We start from the raw sequence: 20,996 nt of genomic DNA on the forward strand, positions 1-20,996 counted from the left end.
AGCCCTACTCAACTGTGCGGAGGTGGGACGACGAAATCGAATTCTAACGAATTACTGATTTCTGTCCCACTCTCTTTTAGTTTAGATATTTAATGAAGAACTCAATCAGTTTCATGATTTGTGTAAAGAACCAAGGCAGAAATAGAAAAGCTAGGAAGGTAACATGCCATTTCCAATAAAGTGAAACCAAGCCAACGGTTTCTCGAATCCAAGCGGATGGGAGATAGTAAAAGGCTGTTCTTGAACCGATACTTCGACCAGGTATTTTCAATCGTCTCATAAAGACACCTGCACGGAGCGCGTGAAAAGAATTGGTCACCACAAGGACTCTCTTGCCAAGCCCCTCTTCTTCAAGGATACGCTTGCTAAAGGTCAGGTTTTCAAAAGTAGTACGAGAGCGATTCTCGATGAGAATGGCGTCTTCTGGCACCCCATGTTCCATCAAGTATCTGGCCATAGCTTCCGCCTCAGCGATCAGCTCATCTGACCCTTGACCACCAGAAACAATCAACTTTGGTCGTTTCTTGAACTGCTCATAGACGGCCTTTCCCTTCTCAAGACGCTGGGCCAAGAGTGGGGGAATCTTGTCTCCGATCAAACCTGAGCCAAGGATGATGATGGCGTCTGGCTCTTTGCGAACTGGAAAGAGATTGCAAAAAGTCCCATAGGATACATAAGAGAGGTAGAGAAAAGTCATGTAAAACAGGGCGAAGTCAGTCAGATAAATGAGGATGTCATTCCCTGGGAAATAGGGTAGAAAATGTAGTGCCAAAGCTCCGATAATAAACAGTCCATAAAGCAGAGAGAGGAGGTTGGCCAGTCTTTTTCCTTCAAAAGCCATCATTTGACGGCCGTTAAAAAGGAGAAAGATAGATGAGAAAATAATGCTGAGAAAAACGAGGATGGAAATCACTACAAAGACAATCATTGCAATTTGTTGATTGAACCATAACTCAGTTCTAACGACTAGTAAAAATGCAGAAATCAGTAGAAGAAGCCCCAGGTTTATCGAAAAGAGATAAGCATTGAAAAGCCTTCTGCGATCACTCATAAAGAACAATAAAAAGATAAGAGCTGGAAATAACCAGAATAGATATAGATACATGTTTTGCACCTCGTAAAATCTTACATCCATTGTACCATAATGACTGATAGAAATAGCGGATTGTTCATGCAAATAAGTTGCTTTCTTCAAATGAATTTGATAAAGTTAAGATTATCGTTTTTTTAAGGAGATCGTATGTTACGAAAAGGTTCCCTGACAGGTTTATTACTGTTTGGTATTTTTTTTGGTGCTGGAAACCTGATTTTCCCACCGGCTCTTGGTGCTTTATCGGGTAATCAATTTTGGCCAGCTATTGCTGGGTTTGTCCTTTCAGGTGTGGGAATTGCCATTGTGACCTTGATTATCGGGACGCTTAATCCCAAAGGATATATTCATGAGATTTCTCGTAAGATTTCACCTGTTTTTGCGATAGTATACTTAGTTGCGCTTTATCTTTCGATTGGTCCTTTCTTTGCCATTCCAAGAACGGCGACGGTATCTTTCGAAGTGGGGACAGCCCCCTTATTAGGTGGAATGAATGCCAGTTTAGCACTTTTCATTTTTACCCTGGTCTACTTTTTGTTAGCCTTTCTGATTGCTTTGAATCCATCTAAGATTCTAGATCGGATCGGTCGTATATTGACTCCAATCTTTGCGATTCTCATTTTGATTTTGGTCGTTCTTGGAGCTTTAAAATACAGTGGACACGCTTCAATGGTGGCCACCAAAGCGTATCAGGCTTCTGCCTTTGGGCAAGGATTTTTAGAGGGCTACAATACCTTGGATGCCTTGGCTTCTGTTGCCTTTAGTGTGATCGCAGTGACTACCCTGAATCAACTTGGATTTTCAAGTAAGAAAGAATACATCAAGACCATTTGGTTGGTTGGGATTGTCGTAGCGCTTGGTTTTAGTGTGCTGTATATTGGCTTAGGATTTCTGGGAAATCATTTTCCAATTCCGGCTTCTGTTATGGCATCTGATACCAATAAAGGGGTGTATGTATTATCAGAAGCGACCAAAGCGATCTTTGGTCCGACTGCTCAGATTTTCCTAGCAGGAATGGTGACGGTAACTTGCTTTACCACAACCGCTGGTTTAATCGTCTCTACCAGTGAATTCTTCCATAGCACCTTCCCTAAGGTCTCTTACAAGGTCTATGCAAGTGTCTTCACTTTGATTGGTTTTGCGATTGCCAACCTAGGCTTGAATGCCATTATTGCTTTCTCATTGCCAGTCTTGATGATTCTTTACCCGATCACCATTACCATTGTATTGATTGTGATAGTGAATAAATTTGTGGCTCTTTCAAAACCAGGAATGCAACTGACTATTTTCTTGGCCAGCTTGGTTTCTGTTGCAAGTGTTCTGGCAAGTACCTTTAAAATTTCACTAGTAGAAAAGGGGATTGCTTTGCTTCCATTTGCGGCTCAATCTCTTCCATGGTTAGTGCCAGTAGTCATCGGGATTCTTTTATCGCTCGTATTACCAAATAAACAAACGGCAGAAGAATAAGTTATATTAAAAACTCTAAAGGTTTGAGCTTTAGAGTTTTTCTTTTGAAACTAGTATCTAAATCCAAACTTTAGTAAAAAAACGTAGCAGAAATTTTTATTTTTTGTCAGTCAATGTTATACTGAATGTAGCATATCAATATACGGAGTGAACTATGAATCCAATCGTTTTTTCATTGACAGTTTTTCTTGCGGGTATTCTGTCTTTCTTTTCTCCCTGTGTCTTTCCTTTGCTTCCGGTTTATATTGGAATCTTACTAGGAAGTGATCAGGAAAAGGCTATCCAATTGTTCGGGAAAAAAATTCGCTGGCATGGCTTGCTGAAAACCCTTTGTTTTATTGCAGGTATTTCTGTTATTTTCCTCCTCATTGGTTTTGGAGCAGGCTTGCTTGGAAAGATCATGTACACCAATTGGTTCCGTTATCTGATGGGAGCCCTCATCATTATCCTTGGTCTTCATCAAATGGAAGTCTTTCATTTTCATTTCCTTGAAAAGCAAAAATCAGTAGATTTTGGAGCCAACAAACAGAAGAATGAATTGTTTTCAGCTTTTCTCCTTGGTCTTGGCTTTAGTTTTGGTTGGACGCCTTGTATTGGTCCAGTATTAGGATCAGTTCTTGCTTTAGCAGCATCAGATGGGCAAGATGCTCTTATGGGAGCTATTTATCTCCTTGTTTATACCTTGGGAATGGCCCTTCCGTTTTTACTGTTGGCCTTAGCATCTAGTCTGGTCCTACCTTACTTTAATCGTCTCAAACCCCATTTGTTATTGCTGAAGAAAATCGGCGGAGCTATCATTATTCTGATGGGAATTCTCTTACTTTTGGGACAATTGAACAGTTTGTCATCTATCTTTTCATAAAATAATCCGGAGGTATAACACATGATGAAAGGTATTAAATACGCTTGTTTCTCAGTTCTCTCTTTAGCTTTGCTGTCAGCTTGTTCCATGAATCAATCCAGTGAGAGTAGTATGGACAATCAGCCAACAATGAATACAACAACGAATAAGAATCCTTTGGTAGGAAAAGACGCCAGTGACTTTGAACTAAAGGATATGAAGGGGAATACGGTCAAACTTTCAGACTACAAAGGGAAGAAGGTTTATTTGAAATTTTGGGCAACCTGGTGTGGCCCTTGCCGGCAAAGTATGCCTGAATTAGAGAAATTGGTCAAGGATACGGATAGAGACTTTGAAATTTTGACCATTATGGCACCAGGACTCCAAGGTGAAAAAACAGAAGAAGAATTCGTCAAATGGTTTGATCAACAAGATTACAAGTCAGTACCGGTCTTGTACAATCCAGATGGTTCTGCATTTGCGGATTATCAGGTTCGCTCTATTCCTACAGAAGTTTTTATAGACAGTCATGGGAAAATTGGACATGTCCAATTAGGGGCTATTTCAAACGAAGATGCTAAGAAGATCATCAAGGAGTTACAATAAAAAAATGAAGCACGAAGCTTCATTTTTTTCTAGTTTCTTAGTTGCTTGCACCAGAAGTGGCATCGGCATCTCCGTGCCCTCCGTCACCATGTCCTCCAGCATCAGAAGCACCAGAAGTTGCATCTGCACTACCGTGTCCACCAGCAGGAGCAAATGGACCGCTTCCGCCAACTAGACGTTGACCTGTTGTTTGCAGGTACCAGTCCAACCATGGTTTGAAGTTGAAGACAATCTCATTGATACCAGCGTAAGAACCATCTTCATAGTACATAGCTTGGTAGTTGTGAGTGTTAATCACGCCTTCAGGAGATCCTGGAACAATGGTCCGAACATAGTCTTGGTTACCGTTACGAAGGGTACCAATCACCCATTCCACGTTTTTCATACGTGCTGGTGGTAGGGAGCCGTGAACGGTTGACATCCGGCTTCCTGATTGAGGTGGCACGCGTTTAGCAAACATGGTATCTGGATCTTGATGGGCATTGTTGTAGTAGAGGAATTGGTTGTTATCATCGGCATAAGTCAATTCAAATGGCATAGCCTTCAAGAACATATCAATTTGGTTAACGGTTAGGATACCGTGGTCGAGTTTGACATAGGTATCGCCAGAAACGGCACCGGTGATTTCAGCTACTTTTTCTACCCAGTCTGGATCGTCAGGATCGACTTCAGTAACAGTTGTAGCGATTGGATGATTACAATCCAAGTCTTCTGGTTCAATTGGTTTTGGTTTTTTCAATTTCGATACAACCTCAACGTATTTCATAAAATTATCCAAGCAAGTTTCAAGGAATTTGACGGTTCCCTCGTTGATGATATTGCCGTTTTCGTCAAAAGCTTCTTTCGCTTTTCCAAGAAGGAATTCATTTCCTGGAAGAGTGTAAGCATTGACACCTGGGGCATCAAGGATCTTACGGAGGTGAACTTGTGCACGTGAAGTCCCTTGATCATAGTAAGAAGCACCAACGATCATGACGGGTTTGTTTTCAAATGGATGCACCTCGAAAGATAGCCATTCAAGAACAGACTTGAGAGCAGCAGAGATCGTATGGTTGTGCTCTGGAGTGGCAATGATGACACCATCTGCACGAGTGATTTTGTTATATAAAAGACGTAATTGGAAACTTTCGTCCCATTTTTCATCTTGATTAAACATTGGAACTTCGTCGATTTCAAGAACTTCCAATTCAAATTTGATCTTAAATTGGCGGCGAATGAATTCCAAAAGTTTACGGTTATATGATTGATCGTAGTTCGATCCTACAAGTCCAACAAATTTCATTCTTTTCTGTCTCCTATCTTACAAGTTTTCCCAGTCAAATTCTTCAGCATCTTTGCGAAGTAATTCTTGGGCGTTGCGCAATTTGTCTGTGATTTTTACAAACACACGGAAATCATTGAAGACGGCATCTAATTTTTGAATGACATCTAAATCCACTAAGTCTCCATTTTGATCAAAGGCTTGCAATGAATGGGAGAGCAAGAATTCATCTGGCAAGACATTCGCTTTAATTTCAGGAGCATTTAGGATTTGGCGAAGTTGGAGTTGGGCGCGTGAAGATCCCAACGTACCGTATGATGCCCCAGTAATCATGACCGGTTTGTTCAACAATGGGAAGACTCCGTATGAGAGCCAAGCGAGTGCACTCATCAAGACTGCTGGAATAGAGTGGTCGTATTCTGGAGTTCCAATAATGACCCCATCAGCTTCTTCAATTTTTGCAACAATATCTAAGACAGCTTCAGGAACTTGTTTGTCGGCTGGTTTGTTAAAGACAGGGATATCTTTAATTTCGACCAATTCGATCTCAGCCTTATCAGCAAAATGTTTTTGCATGTATTGAAGCAGTTGACGGTTTGTAGAACGTTTGGAGTTAGTCCCCACAATCGCAATAAGTTTTATCATGGAAAATTCCTTTCTGATAGGAGAATTATAAATAAGATTGAAGCCCACTTGTATAGGCGATCTTGCCTGATTGAGAAACCAATAAGGTATCTATACCAGGAAGTGATTCAACAGTGTTGAGGATAGAAGCAGGAGATTCCCCGAACAAGCGGGTAGTCCATATCTCCCCGTCTACGGATCGATCAGATATGATGGTGATACTGGCTAAGTCTGTCTCGACCGGATAGCCCGTCGCGCTATCAAAGATGTGGTGAAACGACTGGCCGTCCACTTCTAAATGACGCTCGTAGATGCCAGAGGTGACAATAGATTTATCCTTGACAGAGAGGACCAGTAGGTGCTGACCTCTTTTTTCGACTGGATTTTGAATGCCAATCCGCCAAGGTTGCTGTTTGACGGGATGTTGACCGACAGTGAGGATATTTCCTCCAAGATCGATCAAGGCATCTGTTACTCCCTGGCTCTTTAAAAAGGTCGCAATGCAGTCTGCACTATAGCCCTTAGCCAAGGCACCTAAATCGATCTTCATTCCAGGACGCATAAGAAAGACCGTATGGTTTTCTGGGTCGAGCTGAATTCGGTGAGGATCGATCATGGTCAGAGCTTGATTAATTTCCCCTTGCTGGGGACGTCTAGCATCTGAAAATCCAATTCGCCAGGTCTGTACAAGAGGACCAATGGCGATGTTTAAATGGCTGTTTTGAGCTTGACTATGCAAGGTTCCTAATGCAATCAGTTCAAAAAGATCTGGATGAACTTGGACAGGAGCAATACCAGCTTGGTAATTGACCTCCATGAGTTCAGAACTTGCATCATTGGCACTGAAGCGATGTTCGTAGGAGCGAAGAAGTTCAAAGCAGCGGGCTAAGAGTTCATTCGCTTGTGGGTGACAGATCGAAACAGTGATGGTCGTTCCCATCAAACGTTCGGATCGACTACTTAGGTCCACTAAAAATCTATCCTTTCCTATTTTCACTTACTTACAGTATATCAAAAAGATATCGTTTTCACAATCATTTCAAGCATATTGTTTGACATTTTTTGAAACATGTGAAGTGGGATTTTCTGGAAAATTGAAAAAAAGATCACAAATTCTGAGCAAAATAATTGTAACCGATATCATTTTTATGATATACTCAAGAAGTAAATTAAATTAAAGGTAGGATTTATTCTATGAGTAAAATCGTTGTTGTAGGGGCTAACCATGCCGGAACAGCTTGTATCAACACTATGTTAGATAATTTCGGAAATGAAAATGAAATTGTAGTTTTTGACCAAAACTCAAACATTTCATTCCTTGGATGTGGGATGGCGCTTTGGATCGGTGAACAAATCGATGGTCCTGAAGGTCTTTTCTACTCTGACAAAGAAAAATTGGAAGCAAAAGGTGCAAAAGTCTACATGAATTCACCTGTTCTTTCAATTGACTATGACAACAAAGTGGTTACAGCGGAAGTTGATGGAAAAGAACATAAAGAATCTTACGAAAAATTGATCTTTGCGACTGGATCAACACCAATCATTCCTCCAATTAAAGGAGTTGAAATCGTACCTGGTAACCGCGAATTCAAAGCAACTCTTGAAAATCTTCAATTCGTTAAATTGTACCAAAACGCTGAAGAAGTGATCGAAAAATTGAAAGACAACAGCAAACACTTGAATCGTATCGCCGTAGTTGGTGGTGGTTACATCGGTGTTGAACTTGCTGAAGCTTTCGAACGTCTTGGTAAAGATGTTGTCTTGGTGGATATCGTGGACACTGTTTTGAATGGTTACTACGACAAAGACTTCACTGACATCATGGCGAAAAACTTGGAAGACCACAACATCCGTTTGGCACTTGGACAAACTGTTCAAGCGGTTGAAGGAGATGGTAAGGTAGAACGCCTTGTAACCGATAAAGAAACCTTCGATGTAGATATGGTTATCTTGGCTGTTGGTTTCCGTCCTAATACAGCTCTTGCTGATGGTAAGATCGAACTCTTCCGCAACGGTGCCTTCCTTGTTGATAAGAAACAAGAAACGTCACTTCCAGGTGTATACGCAGTTGGTGACTGTGCGACTATCTTCGATAACGCTCGTAACGAAATGAGCTACATCGCTCTTGCATCTAATGCGGTTCGTTCAGGTATTGTCGGTGCCTACAATGCAACTGGTCATGAATTAGAAGGAATCGGTGTTCAAGGTTCTAACGGTATCTCTATCTACGGCCTTCACATGGTTTCAACTGGTTTGACTCTTGAAAAAGCGAAAGCTGCAGGCTTCAATGCCACTGAAACTGGCTTTAACGACCTTCAAAAACCTGAATTTATCAAACACGATAACTATGAGGTTGGTATCAAGATCGTCTACGATAAAGACACTCGTCAAATCCTTGGAGCTCAAATGGTATCACGTGATAGCGCTATCTCAATGGCTATCCACATGTTCTCACTTGCGATTCAAGAACACGTGACGATTGATAAGTTGGCTTTGACGGACTTGTTCTTCTTGCCACACTTCAACAAACCTTACAACTACATCACAATGGCAGCTTTAACTGCTGAATAATAGCTAAAGTTCTATTAAAAACTTTCCTTAGGTGAGTACGGACGTCAGCGAACTTCGTAGAAGTTCCATGACTAATTATTGAGCCTAAGGTCTCAATAATTCCGAGTGCCTGAAACTGTATTGTTTCAGGCATTTTTCTCACAGCGGAAAGTTTTGACTTTTCTTTATTCGTTCCATAATAAATAGAACATATTTATATTTCTTTGTAGAATTTCTTAACTTATTTTACTTGATAAAATGGTTTGTCTACATTCTAAACAAAACTAACAAGGGTGTTTTTGTTTTTTTCTGTCTTTCCATGTATTCAGAGGCAGTGAAATAAGGTATAATGAATAGGATAAGAGTTTGAAGGAGTTAGGGAATGTCTGCTAAAGAAGAAGCCTTAAAAAAGGAATTTCATTTTGCCTCTAGTTCGATTGTAGCCCATATTGTCAGAGGTGTTCTGGTTGGGATTGTTGTGGGATGCATCGTCTCGAGTTTTCGTTTTTTGATCGAGCATTTGTTTCATTTTGTTCAAGGTGTCTACAAGGAGATGTCTGGTCAACCATTTTATTTGCTGGCGATGCTGTTGGGGTATGGGGTGATCGTACTGATTGCTGGTCGCCTCATTCGCACCAATCGGGATATCAAGGGATCAGGAATTCCGCAAGTCGAAGCAGAGCTAAAGGGTCTCTTAGCGGTCAGTTGGTGGGATACCTTGTGGAAGAAGTATATTCTAGGTGTCTTGGCCATCGGAAGTGGCTTGATGCTTGGTCGTGAAGGTCCTAGTATTCAATTAGGAGCGATGGGTGGAAAAGGAGTGGCTCATCATTTGAAGGTCAGTCCGGTTGAAGAGCGATCTTTGATTGCAAGTGGAGCTGCTGCTGGTCTTGCGGCTGCCTTTAATGCACCTATAGCGGGGCTCTTATTTGTGGTTGAAGAGGTCTACCATCATTTTTCACGCTTCTTTTGGATTTCGACCTTGGCTGCTAGTTTGACTGCTAATTTTATTTCACTCAATGTCTTTGGTCAAACACCAGTGCTTCATATGCCACAAAATATTCCGCCGCTCCATCTGTCTCAGTACTGGATTTATCTTTTTCTTGGAGTCTTTTTAGGGGCAGCGGGTTATGTCTACGAAATAGTGGTTCTCAATATCGGTCGATTGTATCGTTTACTTGAAAAGATTTTTCATGTTCCCTCTCATTACTCTTCCTTATTTGCCTTTGTCTCGATTCTTCCAATCGGCTATTTTCTTCCACAAATTCTTGGTGGCGGGAACCAATTGGTGTTAGATTTAGCTCGAGTACCGTATCCAGTTCTATCGATCCTTCTCTATTTTACGATCCGGTTTATCTGGAGTATGTTGAGCTATGGTAGTGGTCTACCTGGCGGAATTTTCTTGCCCATTCTAGCTTTAGGATCTCTTTTAGGGGCCATTGTTGGAACTTTCCTCCAAAATATTGGCTTTATCTCTCAAAATCAATTACCTCTCTTCATTATTTTAGGAATGAGTGGGTATTTTGGGGCTATTTCGAAAGCTCCTTTAACAGCGATGATTTTGGTAACAGAGATGGTAGGCGATATTCGAAGTTTAATGCCACTAGGGATGGTCACCTTGGTAGCTTATATGATTATGGATCTCTTCCATGGTGCGCCAGTCTATGAAGCCATGCTGGAGCAACTCTTGCCAGATAAGGCGCAAGAAGAAGAAGGAGAACTGACCTTAATTGAGATTCCTGTATCCGAAAAGATTGCAGGAAAACAAGTTCATGAACTCGAACTCCCCCAAGATATTTTGATCACCACGCAAATGCGAAGCGGTAAGAGCTATACGGTCAATGGTGCAACCCGCTTGTATCTAGGGGATAGCATCTTTGTGGTGGTGAAAGAATCCGAAATCGGACGGGTCAAGGATATTCTTTTGTAAAAGACAGATTCTCAGAAAAGTTTTTCTATTATTAAATTTTCAGACAATTATTGAAAAATGAGAAAACATCTGGTAAAATAAGGGCAAGAACAAATGAGGAGAAGTCTTTCATGAAAAAATATAGTCTACTCTTATTGAGTGTTGCTCTTTTAGCAGGGTGTGCAAATTCTACTAGCAAACAGTCGAGTCAAAAGACGCAAACTAGCTCAACGGTGCAGTTGTCTAAGGCTGACCAGAAGACCTTGGACAATGCGACAGCTGAATACAAAGACTTTGTTGAAATGCAAATTGACCAATTGCTCAAGGATACAGAAGGATTCCGTGCTACCCTAAAAGAAGGGAATTTGGAAGAAGCTAAAAAGCAATACCCCTTGATCCGTATGGCCTATGAACGTTCCGAACCGATCGCTGAAACTTTCGGAGAATCGGATGTCAAAATCGACTACCGTTTGGTGGATTATGTGGATGAAAATAAATCAGAAGATGGCTGGTCAGGTTTCCATCGGATTGAGCGTATCCTTTGGGAAAACAATACTACAGATGGAACAGACAAATACGCTGACCAACTGGTGAACGATATCAAGGAGTTGAAAGCTAAAATTGCTACAGTAGAAGTCACACCGGATATCATGTTGACCGGAGCAGTCGATCTGCTCAATGAAGTGGCAACGCAAAAGATTACGGGTGAAGAAGAAGTCTTCTCTCATACAGATCTTTACGACTTCCGCGCCAATATTGAAGGGGCTGAAAAGATCTTCTCTCTCTTTAAACCCTTGATTGAGAAAAAAGATGCTAAATTGGTTAAAACCTTGGAAGCAGAATTTAAGAATGTTAATGCTTTATTGGACAAACATATGACAGATGATTCAAACTATAAGTCTTACACGGATTTATCCAAGGAAGATACCAAGGAATTGGCAGAAGCTGTGACCAAACTTGGTGAACCGTTGTCTCAAATGGGTGTAATTTTAGATGGGAAATAAGAAAAATGGCTGACGAAAAACTTTTAGATAAAAAGATGGACCGTCGTGAATTTCTTAAAAAAGCAGGTATTGGAGGGGCTGGTCTAGCGCTGGGCCTCTCTGGTGCATCTGCTTTTTTCGCTAATCAAGACAGTTCCAGCAAAAAAGCTTATGACGGGGATGAAGACATCTCCTTTTATGGCAAGCATCAAGCAGGGATTACGACGGCCATGCAAAAGGCTTGCTACTTGGTTGTGTTAGATCTTCACACGACGGACAAAAAAGAAGTCATCCAGCTCTTTAAAGACTGGACCGATTATAGTAGTAAACTAGTTGAAGGAGAATTGGTCAAAAAAGATGGTTCTAATGCCCTCTTGCCTCCAACAGATACAGGTGAAACAGTGGGACTCAACCCCTATCGCTTGAGCCTGACTTTTGGGGTATCGGCTTCCTTTCTAAAGAAACTGGGCTTGGAGTCCAAACGTCCGAAACTCTTTCGTGATTTGCCTCCATTTCCAAAGGAGCAGTTGCAGGACAAATATACAGGTGGTGATATCGTTATTCAGGCCTGTGCAGACGATGAGCAAGTAGCCTTTCATGCGGTGCGAAATCTGATTCGTAAGGGTCGCAATACCATTACCATGAAGTGGAGCAAATCAGGCTTTGCAGCTATTGGTGACCGAAAAGAAACACCCCGCAACCTCTTTGGTTTCAAGGATGGAACCGCAAATGTCACGACGGAGAAGGACTTTGATAAGGTCGTCTGGACTGACAGCCAGGACTGGATGAAGGGTGGTTCCTATATGGCTCTTCGCCTAGTCCAAATGCACTTGGAAACTTGGGACCGGACCAATTTGCAGGAGCAAGAAAACACCTTTGGTCGCTACAAGGAGTCCGGTGCTCCCTTTGGTAAAACCAACGAATTTGATGAAGTAGATTTATCTAAACTACCAGTAGATTCACATGTTCGTTTGGCCAAAGAAGTGGATCGTCCGATTTTACGGCGTTCCTATTCCTATTCGGATGGCATCAATGAACAGACTGGGCAATTTGATGCAGGCTTGATTTTTATCGCCTTTCAAAAAGATCCAAACAGCTTTGTCAAAATCCAAACCAATCTAGGTGCAGTGGATAAAATGAACGAGTACATCACACATATCGGAAGTGGACTCTTTGCTTGCTTTGCAGGCGTAGAGAAAGGAGGCTACCTTGGTCAAGCACTCTTTGAATAAACTTTTGATCTTGTTAGGCATTCTTGCCTTGTTCTGGACTTATCCAGTGGCTGCGGAATCTTATAGCGATCTCTTTATCAAGATCACAGATGCAACAACCGCTGTAGAAAATAAAAACCAGGATAAGGCCAAGGAATTGATCGCTGAGATTCAGGATAATTTTGAAACCAAAGATCACCATGATTCCAAGACAGGAAAAAAAGTTAGCCAAGCTCTAGCTATAAAAGGGGAGGTAAGAAAAGAGGATCTTACCAAGATCTCATCAGCCTTGCTAGCTTTTGAAAAAGAGCAAAATCCGGTCGATTTAGAGGCGGAAAAAGACAAACTCGTGAGTCGGCTTGCACCATACTTTAAGAATCTACAAGAGGCCATTACAGCTAAGGACCTGGAGAAAACCCGTCAAACCTATGCAGATCTTAATAATACATGGACGCGAAACGAAGCGGTGGTAAGAGATCACAGTACAGCCTACTATGGCAAAATCGAGACGGCCATTTCGCTCTTACGTAGTAGCATTGAAACAGAGCCTACTGACTTCACCAGCATCCAGTCCTCCTATGATGACCTCAAAAATGGGATTGATGCCTTTGTAAAAGGAGAAGCGATTAGCAGTGCCAGTACGGATTTGACGTTGAACGATGGAATCAAGCTTTTGGAGAAGTCGCAAAGCCAATTCCAATCCGGCGACGATAAATCTGCTGCAGCAACTATGAAGCAGTTCATCACGATCTGGCCAACCATCGAGGGAGATGTTAGCACGACCAATCCCAGTCTCTACACGCGCGTAGAGAGCGAATCCCCGGTCATTATGGTCAAGGGGAAAGAAAAGGCCTATCAAGAGAAATTACAAGCCTTGATCAAGGACCTGTCTGCGATCGATACGACAGCTTCTTACAACGTCTTTGACGCCATGTTGATTCTTCTGCGTGAAGGAGTAGAAGCTCTTCTGATCGTCATGGCGCTTGTAACGACCCTTAAAGCCACTAAGATGAGGAAAGGCCTTAAATGGGTTTACGGTGGAGCTGCTGCGGGGGTTCTTGCCAGCGCAGCGATCGCTCTTGTTTTGCAAGTAGCTTTTCCTGCTGTTACTTCGGGGTCTAACCGGGAAATCATTGAAGGGGGCGTTGGGATTTTCGCTGTGGTCATGATGATCCTCATTGGAATTTGGCTACACAGCAAGTCCTCTGTCAAACAGTGGAATGCCTTTATGGACCGTCAGATGAAGACGGTAACGGCTACAGGAAGTTTTGTTTCTATGTTTGCCCTCAGTTTCTTAGCAGTCTTTCGTGAAGGGGCTGAGACCATTCTCTTCTACGTTGGGATCATTCCACGGATTACAACCGCTCATTTCATACTAGGAATCGGGCTTGCCGTAGCCGTTCTCATTATCATTGCAGTGGCGATGACCAAGGCCAGTCAAGCTATCCAACCTCATCGGATCTTTTTCATTCTGACGTGGTTGATTTACGCCTTGGCCTTCAAGATGCTCGGTGTCAGCATCCACGCCCTTCAGTTGACCAATATCCTACCTAGTCATTTGGTCAATGGACTTCCAACCATCGATTGGGCAGGGATCTATCCAAGCTGGGAAGTTCTTCTTCCCCAACTACTCTTTGTGGCCCTGATCGCCCTTATCACGGTGAGACAACATGGCAAAGAGTAGAGCAGATGAAATGACCATTGTCGAGCACTTGGTCGAATTTCGAAAACGATTGATCGCAGTGGTCTTGTGTTATATTATCGTCTTCATCGTAGCCTTTGTTTTTGCTGGAGAACTCTACCAGATCTTGACCGCTAGCCTGCATCAAAAATTGCTGGTACTGGGTCCAAATGATATCCTTTGGATCTATGTATCGCTGGCCAATCTCACAGCTTTTAGCCTGACCTTGCCCTTTATTGTCTACCAGATTTGGCAATTTGTGAGACCGGCTTTAAAGGAGAAGGAGGCGCGTGCAGTCTTTGCCTACATCCCAGCTAGCTTTATTTGCTTTGTGCTAGGGCTTGCATTTGGTTATTTCTTTGTCAGCCCAGCTATTTTAGAGGTCTTGATGCGCTTGGGAGAAGGACTGTTTGATACCCAATTGACGGCGCAAAATTATTTAACCTTTTTATGGCACACCACCTTACCTTTAGGAGTCTTGTTCGAGTTACCAGTTTTAGTCGCTTTTCTGACCTCGATTGGGCTCTTGAATCCACAATTTTTAATCACCTACCGTCGTTACGCTTACTTTGTCCTGCTGGTCTTAGCCGTCTTGCTAACCCCAGCGGACTTTATCAGTGACTTGGCCATGACACTCCCTTTGATCCTCTTATTTGAAGTGAGTGTCGCCATCAGTAAAGTCATCTATTCGAGAAAAAGGAGAAACTAATGGGAATTTTACGTGATATTGGAGCACCAGGTTTGATCATCATCATCTTGGGTGCTCTCTTGATTTTTGGACCAAAACGCCTGCCTGAGCTGGGCCAGTCCATCGGCAAAATGTTTGCTGAATTTAAGACAGCTGTCAATAAAGGCAGTGAAGAAGCCGATCAAGACACCAAAGAAGCTAAAGAAGAAAAAGAATAATCAGACAATTTTCAAAATTCTATTGAGTTCGATTGCATAAAAAGGTATAATAAGAAGAGGACTTGCAATCGATGAAGGAGGAAACCATGATTATTACGATTTTGTCACTCATTTTCTATTTTACCTATATCGGATTCTTATGCTGGTTGGTCGTAAAAATTGTCGAAAAATTGTTCAATTTCTTGTTGAACCGTTAATGAAGAAACAATCCATTTCACCCCGAGTGAGTGGATTTTTTTGTATCTCGTTCATTCAGTATAGAAGCAAATAGTAAGAGACCCTGTGGTCTCTTTTTGCTTATCCAATTTCCCTAGATAGTGACTAACTTGAACTTCAAACTGTATTTCGGTATGATAGTAGATAATAGAATGACAGTTAATTTTTGAGGACCTGACTGAGTAATATACAAGGACCTGCAGATAAGAAGGAGAAGGAATGAAGTACACCTATAAATCGCTTCTTTGTTTAGGAGATTATAAAGAAGATACCTTTTATATCGATTTATCTACTGGCGAATTGAAAAAGTCAGTTGCTCATAAGGCATCTACATCCAAAATATTTTTGTCATCTATCATTGGTTACCATGTTCTAGGATTAAGTCTATTTAAAAGTGTTGAATCTAATGTGGTCCTAAGTATTGTTCTCTTGCTTGTTTCCTTTGTTTTTTCAATCATTGCTGCGATTGTGTTTAATAAACGGCTATATAAGAATACAGTGTTTGAAAAGGTTGAATTGACAAAAGATGAGTATGAGGAATTTCGAAACCAAGTAAAAAAATATAACAAAACCATCGTTTTACTTATCATCTTATTTATTGGTATGTTTTTCATTTCAATGCATTTATATCTTTCAACTCCTAGTATCTTCTTGTTACTAGTGATGGACTATGTGATTTTTTCTTTTTATCTACTTTATACGAATGGATTTTTTACAAAAAGGTTTCGTTTTGAAAAATATATCAATACGGATCACATGAAGTAGCAGGGATGGCTTGTTTTTGGAAAAACTAATTAAATAGGAGAGAAGATGAATAAAATTATTGAAAATAAACGAATGTTTAAATTTATAGTCATTAGTTTGTTTCTGGTACTGTTAATTGTGATAAGCACATTAGCCTTTAAAAAACCTGAAAGTGCTGAATACTCAATTGAAAAATTTTCAAAGGTCGAAGATGCAGTTTACTTTTTTGGAAATCAACGGAAATATGTACTGTTAAATAATAACTCCGATTTTCATTTTGGTGGTGGGCGATTTGCTTATACGACAGAACGGAAAGTGATGACAAAAAAGGATGGTATCGATGTAACTGATGAAAAACGTATGCCAAAGTCAGATTATTGGAGACTTCGTCTATATGATTACAGCACAGAAAATTTAGCTGTTATACAAGTGGATTTGAACAAAGCAGTTGAAGAATATCGAGCAGATTTCTATCCTATTCGTTTTTCAATTTTTACCTATCATAATAATCCTAAAAACACTATTAATATAGATGTGAAAAATAAGAAAGGTATTTTTAAAACTTTCGTCTTGAATATTAATACTGGAAAAGTTGAAGGGGAGTTCAAAGAACGCTCAGATAAATATGATACTGTACCAAATTTTTATTACACAACATTAGGAGAGTATGTTGAAGGGATGGGATATTTTGTAGATCATAATATTACCACTATTAGTGACTTTCAAAAAGAAGGTAAAAATTTGAATACAAATATCAATCTATTTAAGGACTATCCAGAAATTGAAGAGAAAATAAAAGATAATTGGATTTTTGAACCACAAGAACAATATGTGACACCAGAGGAGTGGTTTAACAAGGTCCTTTATTGGATGGCACCTAAGGATGAAGAAAAGCTAACGATTTATGGTGTAAATCGTAAGGGTCAAGTATCCGATATTCCTCTTTCTACTTATGGCCAGTATCAAGATTGGGTAAAAAAACAACAATCGGAAAATAACAAAGATCAAGGAAATTGATCTAATCAAAAAGATTTACAATATTAGAAATAACATCAAACAAATTTGTTTCAATCTAAATTTTGAATACACTGATCAAAATAAATACGCTAACTGCTATGCTTATATAATAAAAATAGTTCATAGTATCGAAAGGTTGTTTTCATGGTTTGTAAACAAAAATTTAAAGGTCGTGTCTACAATATCTCCTTAAATGGGCAGACGCTTCAAAAAGGATGGTATTTGATTGTGACAGACCAACATCAAGAGTACTTAGTGCAAAGAAACTGGAGTCTGTCTACTAAGAGATCCTTTGCTATTTATCAAACAAACTATTCATTTAGTAAACATACACATAGCCAAGACGTGAGAAGTAGGATGGGTCTATCATACCTTGGAGCAACTATTGTGATAGCTGCACTCATTCGTTTACTTACTCCGTATCAATTCTGGCTAGGACCTACTATTAAAACGACAAACTATTTTCAAGGCATGGTAAATTTACTATTTTTGGGTCTTGCGGTGACCTTCTCATTTATGTTTGTTGCTGTGTTTAGGAAAATGAAATTAAAAGCCTTCCTTAAAGGGAAAAAGGTGGATTTAAAGTATATTGGTAGAGTTAAAACACTAAACCCATTAACACTAACGAAAGAAGGAGTGGATTTTTGGTAATGAAGAAACGAATTTTTCAAAAAGGCTTGGGTTACGGATTGTTATTCTTTGTCTTCATTCTTCCAATGTTTCTATTTGCTTATTTTGTCCAATTGAGGCTATTCTTAATTGTACCGATTGTGCTTTATCTGGTTCTATTTTTCAATGGTGTTCTCGTGAGTGATCATGACCGGATGATCGAATTTGAAATTTCAAGCGAAATAAGAAAACAAGATGAATAGAAGATAAAGGTAGTTAATATGCTAGTTTATGGAGGGTTAGTATGCGTAAAGAATTTCTAGTTTACCAAAACAAAGTATACTCTAATTTTGTGAATTATATAAATGATTATATTCTTCTTTCAAAAGATCCGGCAATGTTGAAAGAAGGCTACGTTCCCTATAGTTCCTATGTAGATGATGCCGGAGAAGGCGTATACGGGAAGCTTGTGCCTTATAGTGAGGTTAGTCAGAGGTATTCGGTTTATGATAGTGTCCTATATAAAGGTCAGGAATTTGCAATGACTGGTCACAAGCGTGGAGATGATGATTTTACAGCACCCGATTCTTATGTGCGAATATTGGTTTCTGATAAAGAATTTTTAAATGAAAACAATATAGCAGATGGTGCGGAATTGATGGATGATAAGTACGGTCTTATCACGTATGCATCAGGAAAAATCCCTGTCAGCGAAGTAACGATTCTACGTCGTAGAAAGGATTTGTCAGTAGACCGAAGGAAGAAAAAATGAAAACAATTTATGTAAGTCAAAAAGACATGTTGGAAATCTTTCAAGATGGTGATAAATATTTCTTGCTTTATCCAACGTTTAATATTACTATGCCAGAAGTTGTTAAAGAAATCCCGAAAGAAGCAGTTGACAGTTATTTGGCAGAAGAGCATACTGGTGAAGAGTAGATGAATTATGCTCATCATGTTTTTGGGAAGTCAAAAAAGCAATATACACAAGATGAATCAAGCAAGCTCTTCATTGAAAAAAATCCGTCTATTATTTTAAAAAACCCAGGAAATACTCGTCGTCTTTTTACAGCAGAGGAATTTAGACAAATTGTCACCAAAGCCATTGTTTCAGAACTGGGAACTAGCGAACTTGACGCTATTGGTATAGTTGATAATCATTTAGAGCTTCTTCTAGTTGATCCAGTTGGCTGGGAGGAAGAGATAGAAGCAGTATATCTGAAAATTTTGCAAGAAAAAATCAACAATTACATTCACTTCCTCGAAAGCAAGCAGTATGTGGAGCAATATGGAGATAAGTTTGATAAAAAAGTCATCCATATCACATTCCAGTATTCCCCATCTGATAACGGATTGGCCTTTCTCGCGGCGGTTCAGAAAGTATTGCAACCAACAGATATGAGTTTGAAGATAGAATTGCCGGAGTAATACCAAGCCCTCGTTTAATCGAAACAGTTTGTGTAAAAAACTAGAGAATTGATTAATAACTAACAATAGATAGGAGTATATGAATCGTATGAAATACCTAAAGTCCCTCAGCTTTCGAACTAAGGCGATTGTGAGTTTGATTTTGCTAGCTCTCTTTGCCTCCTCGGTTTATTCCTACGCCTGGCCTAAATATGTTCAGTGGAAGGAAGACCATGAAGTACAGATTGTTAAAACAAAGGTGGAAAGAATAGAAACTTTTGGATCGCAGAATCGCTATGTTTTTTATAAGACAAGTAGACCTAATGGTTCATATGTTTTATCTAATCATTTTGTTACAAAGAATGCTAAATTTGTAGGCAGAGGATCTAATCAGCCGGTTGAATTATCATTTGATGTCTATGATCTTAATCATTTGAAGAATCCACCGAAAAAGATTGATGTGGTCAAACTTTTACAAACCTATGATCAGAGATACAAACTGGACTTTCAGGCAAGAAGAGGATATTCGGATAATGGTAGAGATTATATGGTTTTTTCTTTGGTAAATAAGGAAAACGATAAAGATAAGAAAGAAGTTGCTTTAGATTTAGAAAGTGAGAAGATTATGCAGGCACTTTCTGAAGATAAGACGGAAACTAAATGGGTCCCCTTTTCGTTTTCTTACACCAATCTAGACGATATAACTACTGAGTATGGTTTTATAAGTTATTATTATTTAGCATATAATGAAGATGATGACGGTAGAAAGGATACTAATCTAAATTTTCTAAAGGAATACCCTAATTACTATAAAGATATGAAAGGGTTAGCTAGAGTAGAAGTTAGACAAGGAGAATACAATAATCCGGAAGCTATTTTCCAAGATATGCGCCATTGGTTTGCGCCAGTTGGTCAGGATAAATTAGATGTTATTGCAACAGATCCAAAGACAAATGAGCAAACTCCGATCAATACGTATCAGGAATACAAGGAGTGGTACGAAACACATCGAGATCACTTATAGTTTTTAGAATTTTAACAGTTAGGACAAAACACATGCAGTTTTATTTTATCGGCGGTTTAGGTAGCAATCACTACCATCTGGCTCCACTTATTGAAGAGTTAGGCTTTCCTGTGACATTTCTAGATCCCTATAGGGAAATGATTCAGACAGAAAACGATCTTCGTGCTTGGTTTCAAGGTCAGATCAGCCAGACGGAAGAGATCTGTTTATTGGGGCATTCCTTGGGTGGAGATTTAGCTCGTTATCTGGCTGCCGAGTTTCCTCAGATTCGAGCTCTGATTCTCCTGGATGGGGGTTATCTGGATATGGAAAAGATCCTGTCTCTTGAAGAAGAACTAGAAGGAACGGCGTCTTTCATGCAGCAGCAAGTTTTTGCGACTTTAGAAGAAGCTGTGTTAGCAGAATTCGGTGATGGAGCAGATCCTACTCCTATAGCGCGAAAAGCGGTAGAGGCTAGCTATTGTTGGAATCCAGCGAGTGAACAATATGTATTAAATCTGGATCTCGAAAAGGTCATGGCTTTATTGCGTCTACGGCGTCAGATCAAGACTTACCAGATTCCACTGGCGGACCTACCTGTCCTCTTTATCGGACCTCGGTACCAAGAAGAACCTGAATGGAGAAAAGAAGCTCTGAAGCAACTAGATCCTCAGATCAAGCAAGTCTTGCTAGAAGGTTTGGGGCACGAACTGTATACAGAGGCTCCTCAAACCATCGCTAAAGAAGTCAACAATTGGCTCCAAAATGTTCATAAATAAAACCTGTTTCTCTTTTTGAAACGGGTTTTTGTCTTGTAATTTCCGAACATTGTTTCCTATAAAATCATTCCCGTTGCTTTAGGTCCGTATCT

21 protein-coding genes and 1 pseudogene are annotated in these 20,996 nt (G+C 40.1%); 18 read left to right on the plus strand and 4 right to left on the minus strand.

Translation table 11 applies throughout. From position 1 onward, the window contains the following. Nucleotides 1-76: 76 nt before the first annotated feature. A complete protein-coding gene (locus LIZ08_RS02805; RefSeq protein ID WP_227038230.1) occupies nucleotides 77-1,105 on the minus strand; it encodes a YdcF family protein in 1,029 nt (342 codons plus the stop codon). A gap of 135 nt (nucleotides 1,106-1,240) precedes the next feature. Here LIZ08_RS02805 and brnQ point away from each other — a divergent pair, with 135 nt between their 5' ends. The 3 genes from brnQ to LIZ08_RS02820 all read left to right on the plus strand — a co-directional run bounded on the left by brnQ (nucleotide 1,241) and on the right by LIZ08_RS02820 (nucleotide 4,004). Next, the gene (brnQ, locus tag LIZ08_RS02810; RefSeq protein ID WP_118095135.1) at nucleotides 1,241-2,557 is read left to right on the plus strand and encodes a branched-chain amino acid transport system II carrier protein; all 1,317 of its coding nucleotides are present in this window, start codon (nucleotides 1,241-1,243) and stop codon (nucleotides 2,555-2,557) included. Nucleotides 2,558-2,711: 154 nt separating this feature from the next. Continuing rightward, a complete protein-coding gene (gene ccdA2, locus LIZ08_RS02815; protein WP_049482972.1) occupies nucleotides 2,712-3,419 on the plus strand; it encodes a thiol-disulfide oxidoreductase-associated membrane protein CcdA2 in 708 nt (235 codons plus the stop codon). Nucleotides 3,420-3,443: 24 nt separating this feature from the next. Further along, nucleotides 3,444-4,004, plus strand: coding sequence for a TlpA family protein disulfide reductase (locus LIZ08_RS02820; protein WP_182322059.1), 561 nt, complete (start codon nucleotides 3,444-3,446; stop codon nucleotides 4,002-4,004). A 37-nt stretch (nucleotides 4,005-4,041) separates the two neighbouring features. Here the strand turns inward: LIZ08_RS02820 and LIZ08_RS02825 are convergent, their stop codons facing one another. The 3 genes from LIZ08_RS02825 to LIZ08_RS02835 are packed head-to-tail and all read right to left on the minus strand — an operon-like array spanning nucleotide 4,042 to nucleotide 6,859. Next, nucleotides 4,042-5,286, minus strand: a complete 1,245-nt coding sequence (locus LIZ08_RS02825; protein ID WP_049507732.1) for an NAD(P)H-dependent oxidoreductase — start codon at nucleotides 5,284-5,286, stop codon at nucleotides 4,042-4,044. An 18-nt stretch (nucleotides 5,287-5,304) separates the two neighbouring features. After that, nucleotides 5,305-5,910 carry an NADPH-dependent FMN reductase gene (locus LIZ08_RS02830; RefSeq protein WP_023918073.1) on the minus strand — a complete coding sequence of 202 codons (606 nt, stop codon included), beginning with the start codon at nucleotides 5,908-5,910 and terminating at the stop codon, nucleotides 5,305-5,307. Between the two features lie 25 nt (nucleotides 5,911-5,935). Continuing rightward, entirely contained in the window at nucleotides 5,936-6,859 is a 924-nt protein-coding gene (locus tag LIZ08_RS02835; protein WP_023918075.1) for an FAD:protein FMN transferase, read from the minus strand. Between the two features lie 224 nt (nucleotides 6,860-7,083). Here LIZ08_RS02835 and nox point away from each other — a divergent pair, with 224 nt between their 5' ends. The 15 genes and pseudogenes from nox (at nucleotide 7,084) to LIZ08_RS02910 (ending at nucleotide 20,904) form a co-directional block, all read left to right on the plus strand. Beyond that, nucleotides 7,084-8,460 (plus strand): H2O-forming NADH oxidase, encoded by a 1,377-nt coding sequence (gene nox, locus LIZ08_RS02840; protein WP_003001563.1) that lies wholly within the window; start codon nucleotides 7,084-7,086, stop codon nucleotides 8,458-8,460. 361 nt (nucleotides 8,461-8,821) lie between these two features. Next, a complete protein-coding gene (locus LIZ08_RS02845) occupies nucleotides 8,822-10,369 on the plus strand; it encodes a ClC family H(+)/Cl(-) exchange transporter (RefSeq protein ID WP_227038231.1) in 1,548 nt (515 codons plus the stop codon). Nucleotides 10,370-10,479: 110 nt separating this feature from the next. Beyond that, a complete protein-coding gene (efeO, locus tag LIZ08_RS02850) occupies nucleotides 10,480-11,352 on the plus strand; it encodes an iron uptake system protein EfeO (protein WP_003016640.1) in 873 nt (290 codons plus the stop codon). 5 nt (nucleotides 11,353-11,357) lie between these two features. Then, nucleotides 11,358-12,563, plus strand: coding sequence for an iron uptake transporter deferrochelatase/peroxidase subunit (gene efeB, locus LIZ08_RS02855; RefSeq protein ID WP_227038232.1), 1,206 nt, complete (start codon nucleotides 11,358-11,360; stop codon nucleotides 12,561-12,563). Beyond that, nucleotides 12,541-14,226, plus strand: coding sequence for an FTR1 family iron permease (locus LIZ08_RS02860; RefSeq protein WP_227038233.1), 1,686 nt, complete (start codon nucleotides 12,541-12,543; stop codon nucleotides 14,224-14,226). Before efeB ends, LIZ08_RS02860 begins: the two co-directional genes overlap by 23 nt. Then, the gene (gene tatC, locus LIZ08_RS02865) at nucleotides 14,213-14,932 is read left to right on the plus strand and encodes a twin-arginine translocase subunit TatC (protein WP_227038234.1); all 720 of its coding nucleotides are present in this window, start codon (nucleotides 14,213-14,215) and stop codon (nucleotides 14,930-14,932) included. The genes LIZ08_RS02860 and tatC overlap by 14 nt, the downstream gene beginning before the upstream one ends. Then, entirely contained in the window at nucleotides 14,932-15,129 is a 198-nt protein-coding gene (locus tag LIZ08_RS02870) for a twin-arginine translocase TatA/TatE family subunit (RefSeq protein WP_003007243.1), read from the plus strand. Before tatC ends, LIZ08_RS02870 begins: the two co-directional genes overlap by 1 nt. 435 nt (nucleotides 15,130-15,564) lie before the next feature. Then, a complete protein-coding gene (locus LIZ08_RS02875; RefSeq protein ID WP_003007246.1) occupies nucleotides 15,565-16,110 on the plus strand; it encodes a hypothetical protein in 546 nt (181 codons plus the stop codon). Nucleotides 16,111-16,155: 45 nt separating this feature from the next. After that, the gene (locus tag LIZ08_RS02880) at nucleotides 16,156-17,106 is read left to right on the plus strand and encodes a hypothetical protein (protein WP_003007248.1); all 951 of its coding nucleotides are present in this window, start codon (nucleotides 16,156-16,158) and stop codon (nucleotides 17,104-17,106) included. A 144-nt stretch (nucleotides 17,107-17,250) separates the two neighbouring features. After that, nucleotides 17,251-17,757 (plus strand): hypothetical protein, encoded by a 507-nt coding sequence (locus LIZ08_RS02885; protein ID WP_003007250.1) that lies wholly within the window; start codon nucleotides 17,251-17,253, stop codon nucleotides 17,755-17,757. Further along, nucleotides 17,757-17,978 carry a hypothetical protein gene (locus LIZ08_RS02890; RefSeq protein WP_003007252.1) on the plus strand — a complete coding sequence of 74 codons (222 nt, stop codon included), beginning with the start codon at nucleotides 17,757-17,759 and terminating at the stop codon, nucleotides 17,976-17,978. Before LIZ08_RS02885 ends, LIZ08_RS02890 begins: the two co-directional genes overlap by 1 nt. Nucleotides 17,979-18,019: 41 nt before the next feature. Further along, a complete protein-coding gene (locus LIZ08_RS02895; RefSeq protein ID WP_227038235.1) occupies nucleotides 18,020-18,487 on the plus strand; it encodes a hypothetical protein in 468 nt (155 codons plus the stop codon). After that, nucleotides 18,484-19,143 (plus strand): annotated as a pseudogene (locus LIZ08_RS02900) (DUF6572 domain-containing protein). The gene LIZ08_RS02895 and the pseudogene LIZ08_RS02900 overlap by 4 nt, the downstream one beginning before the upstream one ends. Nucleotides 19,144-19,222: 79 nt before the next feature. After that, complete coding sequence (locus LIZ08_RS02905) at nucleotides 19,223-20,146, plus strand: hypothetical protein (RefSeq protein ID WP_003007260.1); 924 nt, start codon at nucleotides 19,223-19,225, stop codon at nucleotides 20,144-20,146. A 32-nt stretch (nucleotides 20,147-20,178) separates the two neighbouring features. Then, nucleotides 20,179-20,904, plus strand: coding sequence for an alpha/beta fold hydrolase (locus tag LIZ08_RS02910; protein WP_227038236.1), 726 nt, complete (start codon nucleotides 20,179-20,181; stop codon nucleotides 20,902-20,904). The last annotated feature ends 92 nt before the right edge of the window (nucleotides 20,905-20,996 follow it).

Origin of the sequence: Streptococcus sp. 210928-DFI.4.42 (assembly GCF_020554365.1) — a bacterium.
Taxonomy (GTDB): Bacteria; Bacillota; Bacilli; order Lactobacillales; family Streptococcaceae; genus Streptococcus; species Streptococcus parasanguinis_S.

Excerpts from the sequence above, each read along its gene's own strand:
- LIZ08_RS02805 (WP_227038230.1), bottom strand. The coding sequence starts at position 1,105 with ATGTATCTATATCTATTCTGGTTATTTCCAGCTCTTATCTTTTTATTG.
- brnQ (WP_118095135.1), top strand. The coding sequence starts at position 1,241 with ATGTTACGAAAAGGTTCCCTGACAGGTTTATTACTGTTTGGTATTTTT.
- ccdA2 (WP_049482972.1), top strand. The coding sequence starts at position 2,712 with ATGAATCCAATCGTTTTTTCATTGACAGTTTTTCTTGCGGGTATTCTG.
- LIZ08_RS02820 (WP_182322059.1), top strand. The coding sequence starts at position 3,444 with ATGAAAGGTATTAAATACGCTTGTTTCTCAGTTCTCTCTTTAGCTTTG.
- LIZ08_RS02825 (WP_049507732.1), bottom strand. The coding sequence starts at position 5,286 with ATGAAATTTGTTGGACTTGTAGGATCGAACTACGATCAATCATATAAC.
- LIZ08_RS02830 (WP_023918073.1), bottom strand. The coding sequence starts at position 5,910 with ATGATAAAACTTATTGCGATTGTGGGGACTAACTCCAAACGTTCTACA.
- nox (WP_003001563.1), top strand. The coding sequence starts at position 7,084 with ATGAGTAAAATCGTTGTTGTAGGGGCTAACCATGCCGGAACAGCTTGT.
- LIZ08_RS02845 (WP_227038231.1), top strand. The coding sequence starts at position 8,822 with ATGTCTGCTAAAGAAGAAGCCTTAAAAAAGGAATTTCATTTTGCCTCT.
- efeO (WP_003016640.1), top strand. The coding sequence starts at position 10,480 with ATGAAAAAATATAGTCTACTCTTATTGAGTGTTGCTCTTTTAGCAGGG.
- efeB (WP_227038232.1), top strand. The coding sequence starts at position 11,358 with ATGGCTGACGAAAAACTTTTAGATAAAAAGATGGACCGTCGTGAATTT.
- tatC (WP_227038234.1), top strand. The coding sequence starts at position 14,213 with ATGGCAAAGAGTAGAGCAGATGAAATGACCATTGTCGAGCACTTGGTC.
- LIZ08_RS02870 (WP_003007243.1), top strand. The coding sequence starts at position 14,932 with ATGGGAATTTTACGTGATATTGGAGCACCAGGTTTGATCATCATCATC.
- LIZ08_RS02875 (WP_003007246.1), top strand. The coding sequence starts at position 15,565 with ATGAAGTACACCTATAAATCGCTTCTTTGTTTAGGAGATTATAAAGAA.
- LIZ08_RS02880 (WP_003007248.1), top strand. The coding sequence starts at position 16,156 with ATGAATAAAATTATTGAAAATAAACGAATGTTTAAATTTATAGTCATT.
- LIZ08_RS02885 (WP_003007250.1), top strand. The coding sequence starts at position 17,251 with ATGGTTTGTAAACAAAAATTTAAAGGTCGTGTCTACAATATCTCCTTA.
- LIZ08_RS02890 (WP_003007252.1), top strand. The coding sequence starts at position 17,757 with ATGAAGAAACGAATTTTTCAAAAAGGCTTGGGTTACGGATTGTTATTC.
- LIZ08_RS02895 (WP_227038235.1), top strand. The coding sequence starts at position 18,020 with ATGCGTAAAGAATTTCTAGTTTACCAAAACAAAGTATACTCTAATTTT.
- LIZ08_RS02905 (WP_003007260.1), top strand. The coding sequence starts at position 19,223 with ATGAATCGTATGAAATACCTAAAGTCCCTCAGCTTTCGAACTAAGGCG.
- LIZ08_RS02910 (WP_227038236.1), top strand. The coding sequence starts at position 20,179 with ATGCAGTTTTATTTTATCGGCGGTTTAGGTAGCAATCACTACCATCTG.